The organism is Acidovorax sp. GW101-3H11, from assembly GCF_001633105.1.
Classification (GTDB): domain Bacteria; phylum Pseudomonadota; class Gammaproteobacteria; order Burkholderiales; family Burkholderiaceae_C; genus Acidovorax.
Window position 1 is genome coordinate 1 of record NZ_LUKZ01000014.1, and the last position, 16318, is coordinate 16318.

Annotated in this window: 15 protein-coding genes; 9 read left to right on the top strand and 6 right to left on the bottom strand. The window is 68.4% G+C overall.

Annotated features, from left to right (window positions below; all coding sequences use genetic code 11):
- Positions 1 to 366: 366 nt before the first annotated feature.
- From folK to hda, 4 genes are read right to left on the bottom strand one after another with little or no spacing between them, the layout of a single operon-like run.
- Positions 367 to 879: a 2-amino-4-hydroxy-6-hydroxymethyldihydropteridine diphosphokinase gene (folK, locus tag A1D30_RS15220; protein ID WP_063461582.1), complete on the bottom strand. Its 513-nt coding sequence runs from the start codon at positions 877 to 879 to the stop codon at positions 367 to 369.
- Between the two features lie 23 nt (positions 880 to 902).
- Complete coding sequence (pcnB, locus tag A1D30_RS15225) at positions 903 to 2513, bottom strand: polynucleotide adenylyltransferase PcnB (RefSeq protein ID WP_063461583.1); 1611 nt, start codon at positions 2511 to 2513, stop codon at positions 903 to 905.
- A 13-nt stretch (positions 2514 to 2526) separates the two neighbouring features.
- Entirely contained in the window at positions 2527 to 3237 is a 711-nt protein-coding gene (locus A1D30_RS15230) for an HAD family hydrolase (protein WP_063461584.1), read from the bottom strand.
- Between the two features lie 35 nt (positions 3238 to 3272).
- Positions 3273 to 3971, bottom strand: coding sequence for a DnaA regulatory inactivator Hda (hda, locus tag A1D30_RS15235; protein ID WP_063461677.1), 699 nt, complete (start codon positions 3969 to 3971; stop codon positions 3273 to 3275).
- Positions 3972 to 4242: 271 nt separating this feature from the next.
- On the opposite strand from hda, the gene A1D30_RS15240 reads away from it, so the two are divergent.
- The 7 genes from A1D30_RS15240 to A1D30_RS15270 all read left to right on the top strand — a co-directional run bounded on the left by A1D30_RS15240 (position 4243) and on the right by A1D30_RS15270 (position 12124).
- Positions 4243 to 5460 (top strand): MFS transporter, encoded by a 1218-nt coding sequence (locus A1D30_RS15240; protein ID WP_063461585.1) that lies wholly within the window; start codon positions 4243 to 4245, stop codon positions 5458 to 5460.
- Positions 5461 to 5540: 80 nt separating this feature from the next.
- On the top strand, positions 5541 to 6584 hold the full coding sequence (gene purM, locus A1D30_RS15245; protein WP_063461586.1) for a phosphoribosylformylglycinamidine cyclo-ligase: 1044 nt from the start codon (positions 5541 to 5543) through the stop codon (positions 6582 to 6584).
- A gap of 190 nt (positions 6585 to 6774) precedes the next feature.
- A complete protein-coding gene (locus A1D30_RS15250) occupies positions 6775 to 7848 on the top strand; it encodes a hypothetical protein (RefSeq protein ID WP_063461587.1) in 1074 nt (357 codons plus the stop codon).
- Between the two features lie 210 nt (positions 7849 to 8058).
- Positions 8059 to 9684, top strand: a complete 1626-nt coding sequence (locus A1D30_RS15255; RefSeq protein WP_082836476.1) for a methyl-accepting chemotaxis protein — start codon at positions 8059 to 8061, stop codon at positions 9682 to 9684.
- Positions 9685 to 9862: 178 nt separating this feature from the next.
- On the top strand, positions 9863 to 10423 hold the full coding sequence (locus A1D30_RS15260; RefSeq protein WP_063461588.1) for an isochorismatase family protein: 561 nt from the start codon (positions 9863 to 9865) through the stop codon (positions 10421 to 10423).
- A 59-nt stretch (positions 10424 to 10482) separates the two neighbouring features.
- A complete protein-coding gene (locus tag A1D30_RS15265) occupies positions 10483 to 11097 on the top strand; it encodes a DJ-1/PfpI family protein (protein WP_063461678.1) in 615 nt (204 codons plus the stop codon).
- A 25-nt stretch (positions 11098 to 11122) separates the two neighbouring features.
- On the top strand, positions 11123 to 12124 hold the full coding sequence (locus A1D30_RS15270; protein WP_063461589.1) for a helix-turn-helix domain-containing protein: 1002 nt from the start codon (positions 11123 to 11125) through the stop codon (positions 12122 to 12124).
- 136 nt (positions 12125 to 12260) lie between these two features.
- On the opposite strand, the gene ppk2 is transcribed toward A1D30_RS15270, so the two are convergent.
- On the bottom strand, positions 12261 to 13175 hold the full coding sequence (ppk2, locus tag A1D30_RS15275; RefSeq protein ID WP_063461590.1) for a polyphosphate kinase 2: 915 nt from the start codon (positions 13173 to 13175) through the stop codon (positions 12261 to 12263).
- Positions 13176 to 13344: 169 nt separating this feature from the next.
- On the opposite strand from ppk2, the gene A1D30_RS15280 reads away from it, so the two are divergent.
- Entirely contained in the window at positions 13345 to 14400 is a 1056-nt protein-coding gene (locus A1D30_RS15280) for a transporter (RefSeq protein WP_063461679.1), read from the top strand.
- Between the two features lie 62 nt (positions 14401 to 14462).
- The gene (locus tag A1D30_RS15285) at positions 14463 to 15329 is read left to right on the top strand and encodes a hypothetical protein (protein ID WP_063461591.1); all 867 of its coding nucleotides are present in this window, start codon (positions 14463 to 14465) and stop codon (positions 15327 to 15329) included.
- 127 nt (positions 15330 to 15456) lie between these two features.
- On the opposite strand, the gene A1D30_RS15290 is transcribed toward A1D30_RS15285, so the two are convergent.
- Positions 15457 to 16311 (bottom strand): transglutaminase-like domain-containing protein, encoded by an 855-nt coding sequence (locus A1D30_RS15290; RefSeq protein ID WP_063461592.1) that lies wholly within the window; start codon positions 16309 to 16311, stop codon positions 15457 to 15459.
- Positions 16312 to 16318: the final 7 nt, after the last annotated feature.

Sequence of the window (16318 nt, forward strand, 5' to 3'; positions counted from 1 at the left end):
GGCTATGGCACCACCGACCACTTCATCGCCATGGCGTTCCTGATCGCTGGAAAGCTCACTCACCTGCCGGGCAGTCCTTTGCAAAAAGCAAGGGCCTGACCATGGCTATGGTGGGGAATGTGGCTTTCCACCCGAAACGGAAGAGAGCCCTTTTTTGGCCTCTTGCGCGCGCCCATCAAGCGCTAGTAGCTCCTAATTCAGGAGCATCATCCCCATCCCGCAGGTCGGGTGAACCCGCCAGGGCGTTACCCGACTCCCGTGGAGAGCGCTGCGGGATTGCGGTGACGTCGGGTTGCGCTTCGCTAACCCAACCTACGGGGTTTTTGGCCTCTACCGCCCGTCCAGAAAGCGCTAGCAGCTCCTGATTCAGGAGCAAGCACCACCCACAGCACCTTCTGCCCAGCCCGCATCGGCCAGCTGGTAGATGCTCTGCGCGGCCACGGCCTGCAAGGCGGCGGCGCTCACCCGCTCAGGCACCAGGTCGGCCAGGGGGCGCAGCACAAACGCGCGTTCGTCCATGCGGGGGTGGGGCACGGTGAGGGTGGGGGTGCCAATCACCTGGTCGCCAAACCACAGGATGTCCAGGTCCAGCGTGCGGGGGGCATTGCGGTAGGGGCGCTCGCGCCCGGCGGATTGTTCGATGGCCTGCAGCGCCTGCAGCAGGGCCTCGGGCGCGAGGGTGGTGGCCACTTCGGCCACGGCGTTCAGGTAGTCGGGGCCGCCAGCATCCACCGGGGCGCTGCCGTACAGCGGCGACACTCGCAGCACGCGGGTGCCGGGGTATTGACCCAGGGCGCCAAGGGCCTTGCGCAGGGCGGCTTCGCGCTCGCCCAGGTTGGCGCCCAGGCCCACGTAGGCCAGGGAGGGCTCAGCGCCCATGTCCCGCCAGCTCACTCATTCACTCACTCGCCTGCCGTGGCAGGCGCTGCGCCTTCGCCACCACCGCCCGCCCCGCCACCGGGCTTGCGGCGACGGCGGCGGCGCTTTTTAGGGCCGCCGCCTTCGCTGGCGAACTCGGCGTCGCCCTCTGGCAGATCAGCGTCTTCCGGTTGGCCTGCCGCGCGCGGGGCCGATGCGGGCGCTGGCGCCTGGTTGCGCGGCACGCGCTTGACCACGGGCTGCTGCGCTTTCTGGCGCGCCTTCTGCTCTTCGCGCGCCTGGTCCATCAGGTCTTCGCGGCGCTCGTCGTCGGCCGCCTGGAAGTCCTGCCACCATTCGGCCAGCGCTTCCTCGACCTCGCCCACATCGGCGCGCAGGCGCATGAAGTCGAACCCGGCCCGGAAGCGCGGCTGCATGACCATGCCAAACGGGGTGCTGCCCACGCGTTTTTCAAAGCGGGGCTGCATGACCCAGATCTCGCGCATGTCGGCGGCCAGCTTGCCCCGGCCCGACACGTCGCCAATGCGCCGGTCAAACACTTCGTCGATGGCTTCCTGCAGCGCGGGCAGCGGGTGCTGGCGCTGGTTCAGGCGCTCTTGCCAGCCGTTGCGCACGTCTTCCCACAGCACGCAGGCCAGCAAGAAGCTGGGGGCCACGGGCTTGCCTTCGTTCACGCGGCGGTCGGTGTCCACCAGGGCGGCCTTCACAAACGGGGTGTCGGCACGCTCCACGGCCACATCCAGCAGCGGGTAGATGCCCTTGGCCATGCCCAGCTTCTTGAGCTGCTCAATGGTGGCGATCGCGTGGCCGGTCTGCAGCAGCTTGAGCATTTCGTCAAACATGCGGCTTTGCGGCACCTCGGCCAGCAGCGCCTGCGACTGCACCAGCGGCGCGGCCGACTTGGCGTCGATGCTGAAGCCCAGCGGGCTGAGCTTGGCCGCAAAACGCACGGCGCGGATGATGCGCACAGGGTCTTCGCGGTAGCGCGTGGCGGGGTCGCCAATCATGCGCAGGGTCTTCTTCTTCGCGTCCTGCAAACCCTTGTGGTAGTCCACCACGATCTGGCTCACCGGGTCGTAGTACATGGCGTTCACGGTGAAGTCGCGGCGCGTGGCGTCTTCGTCCTGCGGGCCCCAGACGTTGTCGCGCAACACGCGGCCCGATGCGTCCACCGCATGCTGCATGCCCGACAGCTGGGCCTTGCTGGTCTTTTCGTTGCCCGACACCTGCCCTGCAGCGGCGTTGTCGAGGTAGGCGCGGAAGGTGGAGACCTCGATCACCTCATGCTCACGCCCCCGGCCGTGCACCACGTGCACGATGCGAAATCGCTTGCCGATGATGAAGGCGCGGCGAAACAGGCCTTTGACCTGCTCGGGCGTGGCGTTGGTGGCCACGTCGAAGTCCTTGGGGCGCAGGCCCAGCAGCAGGTCGCGCACGGCGCCGCCCACGATGTAGGCCTCAAAACCGGCCTGCTTGAGCGTGGCCACCACCTCGGCGGCGCGGCGGTCCACCAGCTCGGGGTTGATGCCGTGCACGCTGGCAGGCACCTCTTCGCGCTTGCCGAAATGGGGCTTGCCGCCCGAGGTGCCGGGCGTCGATTTGCCCAGCAGTTTGTCGATGAACTTCTTGATCATGGATAGGGAGTAATCAGGAGGCCGCCTGGCTGGCAGGGGCCGTGAACAGGTCCAGTATGCGCCAGCCGCGCTGCTGGGCCAGGGCGCGCAGGCGCGGGTCGGGGTTGGTGGCCACCGGGCGGTTCACCTTTTCGAGCAGGGGCACGTCGTTCATGGAGTCGCTGTAGAACGTGCTGTCCACATCGGCCCAGCTGAGCTGGCGCGCGGCCAGCCATTGCTCCATGCGCGTGACCTTGCCCTCGCGCATGGTGGGCACACCGTCGATCTCGCCGGTGTACCAGCCGCTCGCATCCCGCACCAGCTGCACGGCCAGCAGCTGCGGCACGCCCAGCGCCTGGGCGATGGGGCCGGTCACGAACTCGTTGGTGGCAGTGACGATCAGCACCTCGTCGCCCGCCGCCTGGTGCTGGCGGATGAGGTCGAGTGCCTGGGGCTTTATGGCCGGGGTGATGACCTCGCGCATGAACTGCTGGTGTGCCGCCGCTGCCGCCTCGGGTCCGCGCAGGCGCACGGCCTCGGTGGCAAACCGCACGTAGTCGTGCACGTTGAGCGTGCCCGCCTGGTAGTGGGCGTAGAACTCGTCATTGCGGCGCGCGAACTCCACGGGGTCGTTCCAGCCGATGCGGATGGTGAACTCGCCCCACTCATAGTCGGAGTCGAGCGGCAGCAGCGTGTGGTCCAGGTCGAACAGCGCAAGCCGCAGCCGGCGTGGTTCAGAGGTCATTGAGATTCACAAAGAGACAAAAGGGAAACACCGCTTCACTCCGACTCCAGCATGGTTTTCAGCAGCGGAATCGTGATGGCGCGCTGGGTGCGCAAGGCGAATGCATCAAGCTGGTCCAGCAGCTGCATGAGGCTGCCCAGGTCGCGCGAAAAACGGTTGAGCATGTAGTCCATGACTTCGTCGCCCAGGAACACGCCACGCGCATCGGCCTCCTGGCGCAGCACCGAGCGGCGCTCGGCCTCGCCCAGCAGCTGCAGCTGGAACACATGGCCCCAGCCCAGGCGGCTGCGCAGGTCGTCGCGCAGCGGCAGGTCGGCCGGGGGCAGGTCGCCCGCAGCCAGCACCCAGCGCTGGCTGCCGCTGGCGGGGCTGATGGCGTTGACAAACCAGTTGAAGGCCGTGGCCTGCTGGGCGGTGTCATATAGGTGCACATCGTCCATGACGATGGCGGCCCAGTCTTCGTTGAAATCCGGCGGCTCGGCCACCGAGGGGTCGAGCCAGCCCACGCTGGCGCCCTGCTCGCGCAGGGCCTGGCGCACGGCCTTGAGCAAGTGTGTCTTGCCGCTGCCGGGCTCGCCCCACAGGTAGGTGGGCACGGGCGAGCGGGTGGCCTGACTGCTGCCATCGCCTGCGGCCAGGCGCAGGTGCTGCAGGGCGGCCTCGTTGGGGCCCGCAAAAAAACGGGCCAGGGTGGGCCCCGTGGCCAGGCCGATGTCCAGTGCCAGTTGCTTCATCATCATGCGAGGCCCCCCGGCGGCAGGGGCAGGCCCGTGGCGGTCGGTGCGGGAGCGGCAGGCGAGGACAGTTTCAGCAGCAGCATCACAGGAGAATGGGAAGAAGGCGCCCGGCCATGGGTGGCAGCGGCGGGGTGCAGCGGCAAAGTGGCTCACGGCGCGGGGCGCGACCGGCTCCCTGGGCAGGGGGCTGGGCGACAATGGACCCGATTTTAGTCTGGCGCAGCCCCCCTGCCGCCGCCGCCCCACCCCGCTGTCAAGAACCCGCACCATGGCACCTCCCGCCTCCCCCTCCAAGCGCCTGCCCGCTGGCATCTGGGCCCTGGGGTTTGTCAGCCTCCTCATGGACATTTCCTCCGAAATGATCCACAGCCTGCTGCCGGTCTTCATGGTCACGGCCCTGGGCGTGAGCATGCTCACGGTGGGCTTGATCGAAGGCGCGGCCGAGGGCACGGCCATGGTTCTCAAGGTGTTTTCGGGGGCGCTGAGTGACTGGTGGGGCAAGCGCAAGCCGCTGGCCATCGTGGGTTATGGGCTGGGGGCCCTGTCCAAGCCGCTGTTCGCGCTGGCGTCCACGGCGGGCTGGGTGATCACGGCCCGGCTGCTCGACCGGGTGGGCAAGGGCATCCGGGCGGCGCCGCGCGATGCGCTGGTGGCCGACCTGGCGCCGCCCGACCAGCGGGGTGCGGCGTTCGGCCTGCGGCAATCGCTGGACACCGTGGGTGCCTTCCTGGGCCCCCTGCTGGCCATGGGGCTGATGTTGCTGTGGGCCAACGATTTCCGCGCGGTGTTCTGGGTGGCTGTGATCCCGGCCGCGCTGTGCATCGTGGTGCTGGTGTGTGGCGTGAAGGAGCCCGAGCGCCCCAGCGGCCAGCCGCGCACCAACCCCATCCGCCGCGAAAACCTGCGCCGCCTGAGCCAAAAATACTGGTGGGTGGTGACCCTGGGCGCGGTCTTCACGCTGGCGCGGTTCAGCGAGGCGTTTCTGGTGCTGCGCCTGCAGCAAGGGGGGCTGCCCCTGGCCCTCACTCCGCTGGCGCTGGTGCTCATGAGCCTGGTGTTCTCGCTGGGCGCCTACCCGCTGGGCAAGCTCTCCGACCGGATGAACCACACCACCCTGCTGGCCTGGGGCTTGGTGGCGCTGATTGCGGCCGATGCGCTGCTGGCCTGGCGTGGCAACGGCATCGCGGCCTGGCTGGGCATTGCGCTGTGGGGCCTGCACATGGCCATGACCCAGGGGCTGCTGGCCACCATGGTGGCGGCCAGCGCGCCCGCCGACCTGCGCGGCACGGCCTTTGGCATGTTCAACCTGGCCAGCGGCGTGGCGCTGCTGGTTGCCAGCGCGCTGGCGGGCCTGCTGTGGGACCAGTGGGGCGCCAGCGCCACCTTCCTCGCCGGAGGCGCGTTCAGCGCCCTGGCGCTGGTAGGTGTGTTGTGGCACGCACGCACCGAAGCCACCCCACCAAAGCCCCCGCTTGCACAGGGCTGAGCGGGGCGGTCGGCCCAGCCCCCTTAAAATCCCCGGATTCCAGCCCGCCCGGCGGGCCTACCAGCACCAAAGCACCTCCCATGAGTTCCTCTGCCTCCTCCACCCCCATCTCCTACAAAGACGCCGGCGTTGACATCGACGCGGGCGACGCGCTGGTCGAGCGCATCAAGCCGCTGGCCAAGAAGACCATGCGCGAAGGCGTGCTGGCAGGCATCGGCGGCTTTGGCGCGCTGTTTGAAGTGCCCAAGCGCTACCAGGAACCCGTGCTCGTGTCCGGCACCGACGGCGTGGGCACCAAGCTCAAGCTGGCGTTTGAATGGAACATGCACGACACCGTGGGCATCGACCTGGTGGCCATGAGCGTGAACGACGTGCTGGTGCAGGGCGCCGAGCCCCTGTTCTTCCTCGACTACTTTGCCTGCGGCAAGCTCGATGTGGACACAGCCGCTGCCGTGGTCGGCGGCATCGCCAAGGGCTGCGAACTCTCCGGTTGTGCACTCATCGGCGGCGAAACCGCCGAAATGCCCGGCATGTACCCCGCAGGTGAATACGACCTGGCCGGTTTTGCGGTGGGCGCGGTCGAAAAGTCCAAGATCCTGACCGGCCGGGATGTGAAGCCCGGCGACGTGGTGCTGGGCCTTGCCTCGGCCGGTGTGCATTCCAACGGCTTCAGTCTGGTGCGCAAGTGCATCGACCGCGCAGGCGACAGCGCCCCCGCCACGCTGGACGGCAAGCCCTTCAAGCAGGCCATCATGGAACCCACCCGCCTGTACGTGAAGAACGTGCTGGCCGCGCTGGCAGCCCATCCCATCAAGGCGCTGGCCCACATCACCGGCGGCGGCCTGCTCGAAAACATCCCCCGCGTGCTGCCCGAAGGCACTGCCGCCCACCTCACCAAGGGCAGCTGGCCCCAGACCGAGCTGTTCGCCTGGCTGCAGAAGACCGCTGGCATCGACGACATCGAGATGAACCGCACCTTCAACAACGGCATCGGCATGGTGGTGGTGGTGGATGCCGCCAACGCAGAGGCCACAGCCGCCACGCTGCGTGCGGCGGGCGAACAGGTCTACACCATTGGTGCGATTGCCGCACGCGGCGATGGCGCCGCCGTGGTGGTCGCCTGAAGACCCTGGCCCCCATCCCGCCACGGCCAGCCGCGCGCTGGCCACGCGCTGGCTTGTGCGCGCCGCTTGCGCTTTGGATTGTGTTCGCCCCACCAGACCGTTCCTGAGGTGACTGCGCATGGCATCGCGTCCCACCCTCCCTGCCTTGCCGCCTGCGGCAACCCCCACCCCACCCGTTCCCGTGGACGGGATGACCTCTGCTGCGGACTTTGACGCGGCCACGCCCGCACGCCCTGCCACCCGGGGCGTCATGGTTGCGAGTTACCTGCTGATGGCAGGTGTGCTGCTGCTGGTGATGTGGCGCGGCCTGCTGCCCGGCCTGCTGTGCGTGTGCCTGGGCTTTCTGCTCACCCGGGCGCTCACGCGGTGGTTTGGCGCCCTGGCCGCGCGTGCGTTGCGCCAGCCTTCGGCAACACCCCGCACCCTGCACTTGGCCCAGATCGCCGCCGCCGCGCTGGTGATGCTGCTGCCCCTGGTGCTGCTGGGCGTGGGGCTGACACATTCGCGCGGCTACCTGGTGGCTGCGCCGCACCAGTACCAGGAACTGCTCAACTACATGGCCCGCACGGTGCTGGAGCTGCGGCTGAAATTGCCGCCCGACATGGCCAGCCACCTGCCCGACGGAGCCGTCGAATTGCAGCGCGTGATTGCCAACTACCTGGGCGCCAAGGCGGGCGCGCTGGCCATGGCCGGGCGTGCCTGGCTGGCCGGGGTGCTGTTTGCCTACGTGGGGCTGCTGATCGGCGCCCTGGCCGCCGTGCGCCCCCTGGGCAGTGCCCTGGGCCCGCTGGCCGACCAGTTGCGGCTGCGCATCACCCTGTTCGGCGAGGCTTTCCGCCAGATCGTGGCGGCGCAGTTCTGGATCGCGGCGTTCAACACCCTGCTCACGGCCCTGTTTCTGCTGTTTGTGCTGCCGCTGTGGGGCATGGAGCTGCCCTACACCCCGGTGCTGATCACCTTCACCTTTGTCGCCGGGCTGGTGCCCATCGTGGGCAACCTGGTGTGCAACGTGGTGCTGACCATCGTGGGGCTGTCGGTGTCGCCGCTGGCGGCTGCGGCCTGCCTGGGTTTCCTGATCCTGATCCACAAGGCCGAATACGTGATCAACGCCAAGGTGGTGGGCCGCCGCACGCAGATGGGCGTGTGGGAGCTGCTCTCCGTGATGTTCGTGGCCGAGGCCGTGTTCGGCCCCGCTGGGCTGGTGGCGGCGCCGCTGTTCTACGCCTACCTCAAGAAGGAACTTGTGGCGGCGCGGCTGGTGTAGCGCCCCCGCCGCACGGTTTGCGGCGCTGCCGCGCTCTGCAGGTCTGCACGGGCCTGCCTTTCCCCCGCTGCCACAGCCCCCCATTCCCGCCCATGCGGGTAATTGCCCTGCCGCCCGCGAAAAGGCGGCATTACCCTGCCAGCAGGGTGCCCATGTGGCAGGGGAGCCGCCCCTTCCGCACACGCCCTCCATTCCGTTTCAGGAGGCCCCATGACCACTGCACGCAAGCTGGCCCTGTTGGTGCTGAGCGCTGTTCTCGGCATCATCGTGTTGACCACCTGGTTCCTGGTGTCCGAACGCCAGCTGATCCTGGAAGAACGCCAGACCGGCGTGCGCCAGGTGGTGGAGTCGGCGCATGGCATCGCCGCCCATTTCCACGACCTCAGCACCAAGGGCGGCATGCCAGAGGACGAGGCGCGCAAGCGCGCGGCGGCGGCCATCCAGGCCGTGCGCTACAGCGGCAATGAATATCTGTGGATCAACGACATGCACCCGCGCATGGTGATGCACCCCATCCGCCCCGAACTCAACGGACAGGACCTCACCGCCAACAAGGACCCCAACGGCAAGCAGCTGTTTGTGGAGTTTGTGCGCACCGTGCAGGCCAGCGGCGCAGGGTTTGTGCCCTACCTCTGGCCCAAGGCGGGCAGCGACACGCCGGTCGAAAAAACCTCGTACGTGAAGGGTTTCGCCCCCTGGGGCTGGGTCATTGGCTCGGGGGTGTACATCGACACCGTGGACACCGCCATCTGGCGGCGCGCCACCCGCTTTGGCCTGCTGGCGCTGCTGCTGGGCGCGGCCCTGCTGGTCATCGGCACCCTGATCGCACGCAACCTGATCCGGCAGCTGGGGGGCGAGCCCGACTACGCGCGCAGCATTGCCCGCAGCATCTCCGAAGGCAATCTGGCAGTGGCCGTGGCCACGCGCGCGGGCGACCACTCCAGCCTGATGCGGGACATGCAGGCCATGCAGGACAACCTGCACCGCATCGTGCAGAAGGTGCGCAACGGCACCGAACACATCGCCAGCGCTTCGCAGCAAATCGCCGCAGGCAACCACGACCTGTCGGCGCGCACCGAATCCCAGGCCAGCGCGCTGGAGCAAACCGCTGCTTCGATGGAGGAGATGACCTCCAACGTCAAGCAGAACGCCGACAACGCCCGCCAGGCCAGTGCCTTGGCGCAGTCGGCCTCCGAAGTGGCGCGCAAGGGCGGCGCGGTGGTCGAGCAGGTGGTGCAGACCATGGGCTCCATTGACGCGTCCTCGCGCAAGGTGTCCGACATCACCGGGGTGATCGAAGGCATTGCGTTCCAGACCAACATCCTGGCGCTGAACGCCGCCGTGGAGGCCGCGCGCGCAGGCGAGCAGGGCCGGGGCTTTGCGGTGGTGGCCAGCGAGGTGCGCAGCCTGGCCCAGCGCTCGTCGGCCGCCGCCAAGGAGATCAAGGCGCTGATCGGCAACTCGGCCGAGCAGGTGAAGGCGGGCGCCGACCTGGCCCAGCAGGCGGGCAGCACCATGCAGGAGGTAGTGAACAGCGTGCAGCGCGTGTCGGCCGTGATCGAGGAGATCAGCCAGGCCAGCCGCGAGCAGACCGACGGCATCGAGCAGATCAACGAGGCCGTTGCCCAGATGGACCAGGGCACCCAGCAAAACGCCGCCCTGGTGGAGCAGGCCACCGCCGCCGCCGCCGCGCTGCAGCAGCAGGCGCACGAGCTGAACCAGGTGGTGGCCGCCTTCCGGCTGCACGAGGGGGGACACGAGAGTGGGCATGGGGCTGAGCACGACAGCGCCCCAGCGGCCCTGCCTGCGGCAAAGGCACCGCGCCAGCTGCGCTGACGGGACTGCGAAACGAAAGGAGGGAGGGAGAACGGGGCGCCTCGGTGGACTGCGATCAGAAAAGGACCAGCCAGAAAATGGCCTAAATTGATCGAAGTCTGTCCCGCAAGCATCGGACAACAAGGGCCTTCGGCGCGAGGATAGGGGCTTACAAACACCCCTCTCCAGAGATTTCCGCATGAAAACCTGTCTGATTGTGATTGATGTCCAGGAATCCTTCCGCCACCGCCCATTCTTCACCGAGCAAGACCTGCCCGCCTACCTGCAGGCCCAGAACGCACTGATCGCGGGCAGCGTCGCCCAGGGCATCCCGGTGGTGCGGGTGTTCCACAGCGAGGGCCCCGAGGTGGCCGAGAACCCGTTCTCCCAGGCATCGGGCCAGGTGCGCGCCCTGGAGGGCCTGGCCAGCTACGACGCAGCCGCCACCTTCACCAAGTCGCGCCACAGCGCGCTGGTGGGCACGGGGCTGGATGTGTGGCTCACGCGCCATGGCATCCAGCGCCTCATCGTCAGCGGCATCCGCACCGAACAGTGCTGCGAGACCACCACCCGCCACGCGTCCGACCTGGGCTGGGCCGTGGACTACGTGACCGACGCCACCCACACCTGGGACATGGTGCAGCCCGACGGCCAGGTGCTGGCGGCGGCCGACATCAAGACCCGCACCGCCACCGTGCTGCAGGGCCGCTTTGCCACGCTGTGCACCGTGCAGCAGGCGCTGGACCGGGCGGCCGCATGAGCGCCGCGCCGGGCCGCCCCCAGCAAGCTCGCACCGCAGGCGAAGCCGGAGGTACACCAGTGAGCAAGCAACCCTTGCAGGTCGCCATCCTGGTGTTCGACGACGTGGAGGCCCTGGACCTGGGCGGGCCCTACGAGGTCTTCACCACGGCCAGCCGCATGCACCAGCGCCAGCACCCCGGCGCCCCCGCGCCGTTTGCCGTGCAGTGCGTGGCCCGCAGCCTGGCCCCGGTGTGCGCCCGCGCAGGCCTGCGCGTGCTGCCCGATGCAGACTTCGCCAGCGCCACCGCACCCGATGTGCTCATCGTGCCCGGCGGCGTGGTCGATGCCGCTGCCGCCTGCCCCGCCACCCGCGCCTGGGTGGCCCAGGCGGCGGGCCGTGCGCAAATCACGGCATCGGTCTGCACGGGCGCGTTCATCCTCGCGGCGGCAGGGGTGCTGACCGAAGGCCCGGCCACCACCCACTGGGAGGACATTGCCGACCTGCGCGCGCAGTTCCCGGCGCTCGACGTGCAGGAGAATGTGCGCTGGGTGGACCGGGGTGCACTGGTCACGTCGGCCGGCATCAGCGCGGGCATCGACATGAGCCTGCACCTGGTCACCCGGCTGGCGGGCGCAGCACTCTCGCAGCGCACCGCCCGCCAGATGGACACCCCATGGAACACGGCGCCATGAAACGCCTTTGAGCCAAGAACCTTCGATGCAGGACACACCACCCTCCTCCCCCATCCACGTGTACTTCGCCCTGCTGCCGGGCAGCCTGGTGCTGGACTGGGCCGGCCCGGCCGAGGCGCTGCGCATCGCCAACCAGGCCTTGGTGAACCGGGGCCAGCCCGAGCGGTTTGTGCAGCATTTCGTGAGCCCCACGCCGCAGTCCGTGACCTCGGTGGGCGCGGTGCTGACGGGGCTGGAGCCCCTGCCCGCCACCCTGCCCACGCCTGCCTGGGTGGTGTTGGTGGGGCTGGCAGGCAAACACATCGACGTGGCGGGCGACGAGGCACGTGCGCTGCTGCACTGGCTGCGCGGGCTGCGGCCCGTGGCGGGGCAGCTGGAGCTGGTCACCGTGTGCGCCGGTTCGGTGCTGGCCGCCCATGCCGGCCTGCTCACGGGCCGCCGTGCCACCACGCACCACCTGCACCTGGACGAGCTGGCCGCCGTGGACCCGCGCTGTGATGTGGTCGCCAACCGCGTGTTTGTGGCCGACGGCGCTGTGTACAGCAGCGCGGGCGTGACCACGGGCATCGACCTGCTGCTGCACCGCATCTCGGACACCTGCGGCCCCGCGCTGGCGGCCCAGGTGGCGCAGGCCATGGTGGTGGCGCTGCGCCGGGGGCCGAACGACCCGGAGTTCTCGCCCTTTCTGCACCACCGCAACCACCTGCACCCTGCCCTGCACCGCGTGCAGGACGCCGTGGGGCAACAACCGCAGGCCGACTGGAGCGTGCCCCAGATGGCTGAGGTGGCCCACACCTCCCCGCGCCACCTCACCCGGCTGTTTCTGGAGCACGCGGGCATCGCCCCGCTGCAGTACCTGCGGCGCATCCGCCTGGCCACGGCCGAGGCCGCGCTGCGCTCAGGCCAGAACGTGACACAGGCGGCGCTGATGGCGGGCTTCAGCTCCGACACCCAGCTACGCCGCGCCTGGCACCAGTTCGGGCGCGGGGGCACGCCGTCGCAAGGCGACACCGGCCGACCGCACTGACCTGGCACGGCCTTCCTCAGAGCCCGTGCACGGCTTTCCAGGTTTTCGAGCAGGATTTTTGAAGCTTTTTTAGGCTTCTGCGCGCAATGGATATGCCTTTGTAGCTATATTTTTTATAGCATATGATCCATGGCGATCAATAGACCTCCGGCACATACATGGATGCTGGCACGGGCTGGCGCAGGTACTCGGGGTTGCGCACGCGGTCGGGCAGCACCACGGCGGGGTGTGGCACCTCCTGGTAGGGCATTTGGGCCAGCAGGTGGGCAATGCAGTTCAGGCGCGCCTTTTTCTTGTCCACCGCCTGCACCACCCACCAGGGCGCCTCGGCGATGTGGGTGCGCTCCAGCATGGTCTCCTTGGCCTTGGTGTAGGCCTCCCAGCGCACGCGGCTTTCCAGGTCCATGGGGCTGAGCTTCCACTGCTTGAGCGGGTCGTGGATGCGGCCCAGAAAGCGCAGATGCTGCTCTTCGTCGGTGATGGAGAACCAGTATTTGATGAGCCGGATGCCCGAGCGCACCAGCATCTTTTCAAACTCGGGAACGGTGCGGAAGAACTCCTCGTACTCGCCGTCGCTGCAAAAACCCATCACCCGCTCGACGCCCGCGCGGTTGTACCAGCTGCGGTCAAACAGCACCATCTCGCCCGCCGCCGGCAGGTGCGCCACATAGCGCTGGAAGTACCACTGCGTGCGCTCGCGGTCGTTGGGCGCGGGCAAGGCTGCCACGCGGGCCACGCGCGGGTTCAGCCGCTGGGTGATGCGCTTGATCACGCCGCCCTTGCCCGCTGCGTCGCGCCCCTCGAACAGGATCACCACCTTCTCGCGGCTGTGCTGCACCCAGTCCTGCAGCTTGACCAGCTCGCCCTGCAGGCGGAACAGCTCCTTGAAATACTGCTGGCGTGCCAGCTTGTCGGCGGCGGTGGGGGCGCCAATGTCGTCCACCTCGCGGTCTTCGATCTCCAGTTCCAGCTCTTCGTCGTAGCTGTCGATCAGGTCATTGGCGATGCGCTGCATCAGCTCCTGGGAGTCAAGGGCGTTGTTGTAGAACATGGGGAGCCATCCGGCAGTGCAAAAAAGATGCGCCATGGTGGCGCGCTGCAGTGACAGTGCCGTGAAAATTTCGTGACAGCGGCGCGATCTGTCACAGCGTTGTCATGCCCGCAGGCCACGATGCGGGCCCGTGCCGCCTGTTGACCTCCCTCCCCATCCCGCCACCACCCTGCCCGCCAGCGCCAGCCTGAACTACGGGGGTGACGCCGCCGGGCTGATCTGCGGCTACCTGCTGGGCGCCGACGCCGCACCGCGAGAGATCGACTCGGCCCAGGCGGCGCAGTGGCTGGCGGGCCTGCAGGCCGGGGGCGCTGCGCTGGAGGGGAAAGTGGCGGGGAAAGGCCAGGGCCAGTTCCTGTGGCTGCACTTCAACCTGAGCCACGCGCAGGCCATGCGCTGGATGGAGCGGCACGCCGACCTGCCCGAGGCTTTTTTTGACGCACTCAAGGACCGCTCCGTCTCCACCCGCATCGAGCGCGACGACGACACGCTGATTGCCGTGCTCAACGACGCGCACTTCGACTTTGCGTTCGAACCCTCAGACATCGCCACCCTGTGGACCAGCGTGGCCCCGCACCTGATGGTGACGGGGCGCACCCGCCCGCTGCGCTCGGTGGACGCGCTGCGCACGGCGGTACGCAGCGGCAATGCGCCCTGCTCCAGCGTGGCTTTGCTGGCCGAGCTGATGCGCACGCAGGCTTCGGGCCTGGTGGACATCGTGCGGGGCGTGACCCAGCGCATCGATGATGTGGAAGACGCACTGCTGGCGGGCCGCCTGGACCACAAACGCGCCCGGCTGGGCGTGCTGCGGCGCCTGCTGGTGCGGCTGCAGCGGCTGCTGGCGCCCGAGCCCGCAGCGCTGTTCCGCCTGCTGCAGCACCCACCCGCGTGGATGGGCGCCGACGACGCGCAGGAGCTGCGCGATTCGACCGAAGAGTTCTCGGTGGTGCTGCGCGACATGCAGGGCCTGCAGGAGCGTATCAAGCTGCTGCAGGAAGAGATTGCCGCCAGCGTGCAGGAGGCCAACAGCCGCAGCCTGTTTGTGCTGACGGTGGTCACCGTGCTGGCCCTGCCCATCAACATCCTGGCGGGTCTGTTTGGCATGAACGTGGGGGGCGTGCCGCTGTCGGACGACCCCCAGGGCTTCTGGATCATTGTGGCCGTGGTGGTGGCGTTCACTGCGGTGGCGGGCTGGCTGGCACTGCGGGATGCACGCGATCGGTAGGGCCGGTGGCGGGCACCACTACAATGCCGCCCCTTGCCCAGCTCCCCGGACCGCCCGCCACCATGAACATCGTCGTCAACGAAGAACTCAAAGCCTACATCGAACCCCTGACCCCCGAGGAGCACGAGGCCCTGGAGCGCAGCATCCTGACCGAGGGCTGCCGCGACGCGCTGGTGCTGTGGGGCGATGTGCTGGTGGACGGCCACAACCGCTACGGCATCTGCCAGAAGCATGGCCTGCCGTTCCAGACCGTGCAGAACCCGCGCTTCACGTCGATGGAAGACGTGCACCTGTGGATGATCGACCAGCACCTGGGCCGCCGCAGCGTGTCGGATTTCCAGCGCGGCGTGCTGGCCCTGCGCAAGCGCGAGATCATTGCGGACCGCAAGGCGCGGGCCAGCACCGCCACCGAGCCCGCCGAATCAACGGCCGCCGCCGTGGCCGAGGTGCCCGCAGCCGCGCCCGAGGCGGTTGCCGCCCTGCCCGCGCCCGATCCCCTGAGCAGCCGCGAGGCCATTGCCAAGGCCGCGCGCCTGAGCAGCAGCCAGGTGGTGATGATCGAGAAGATCCAGAAGCAGGCCGCGCCCGAGCTGGTGGCCGCCGTGAAGTCCGGCACCATCTCCATCAACGCCGCTGCGGCTGTTGCCACCCTGCCTGCCGAGGAGCAGGTAGCCGCCGTGGTGGCGGGCAAGGACGAACTCAAGCAGGCCGCCAAGCGCGTGCGCGAACTGAACAAGCGCAAGCCGCGCGACGAAGCGCCGTCTGAAGAAAAACCGGCAGCAGAAACCGCAGCGGGTGCCGAAGGCCATGCCGACGAGCTGCATACCCTGCGCAGCCGCGTGGCCGAACTCACGGCCGAGAACACCGAGTTGCGCAGGCAGGTGGCGCAATTGCAGGCGGCGCTGCCAGAGGGCGGCGCGCCGTTCTAACGCCAGGTTGTATTCAGAAACTTGCGATCACCCCTCCACCGTTCACGCTGAGCTGGTCGAAGCGCCGCGCCGGGCTTCTACAAACTCAGCCTGAACGGGCTGTGAGCAATCGCGGAAGCCTGATCGCTCAGTCGCCGCCAGCCCGGCGCAGCGCGCTCAGGCGGTCGGCAATCAGGTCGATGTCAAGCCCGTCTTCGGCATGGGTCAGGTAGGCCTCCAGGTCGGTCACCGCGTCGGCGGTGTTGCCCCGCTCGGCATGGGCCAGCCCCCGGTCGCGCCGCTCGCCCCAGGCTTCGGGCAGCAGCACGATGAGCCGGTCCAGCACGGCAATCAGGCGTTGCCAGTCCTGCTGGGTGCGGTGCACTTCCTTCAGGTTGCGCAGCATGCGCGCAATGATGTCGCGCGGCGTGGCGGCCTGCAGGTACAGGCCCAGCGGCACGTCGTAGTCGTCCACCAGGCCATTGCGGCGCTTGTAGGGCTCCAGCCGCTCGGCCAGCTCCTCACGGCTCAATGACTGGCCCGAGATCGGGTCCATCACCACCTGCCCCTTGGGCAGCAGCACCTTGACCATGAAGTGCCCGGGGAACGCGATGCCCCGCGCATGCAGGCCCAGGCCCTGGGCCAGCTCCATCCAGAGCACGGCCAGGCTGATGGGAATGCCCCGGCGCGTGCGCAGCACCGCGTTGAGGTAGCTGTTCTCGGGGTCGTAGTAGTTGTTGATGTTGCCGCCAAAGCCCAGGTCGGCAAAAAAGAACTGGTTGAGCGTGCGCAGGCGCTGCAGCGCGGGGGCATCGGCGGGCAGGCGGCGCTGGATGCGCGCAAGCAGCTGGTCCATGTCGCCCAGCAGTTGCTGCACGTCAAATTCGGGGTATTCGTCCTGGGCCAGGCTGGCGGCGGCCTCCAGCAGCGGAAAATGCTCATCGCTGTGCACCAGCGATGCAAAGTACTCCAGCGAGGTGGGCACGGAATAGCTCAGGGACATGGTGAAT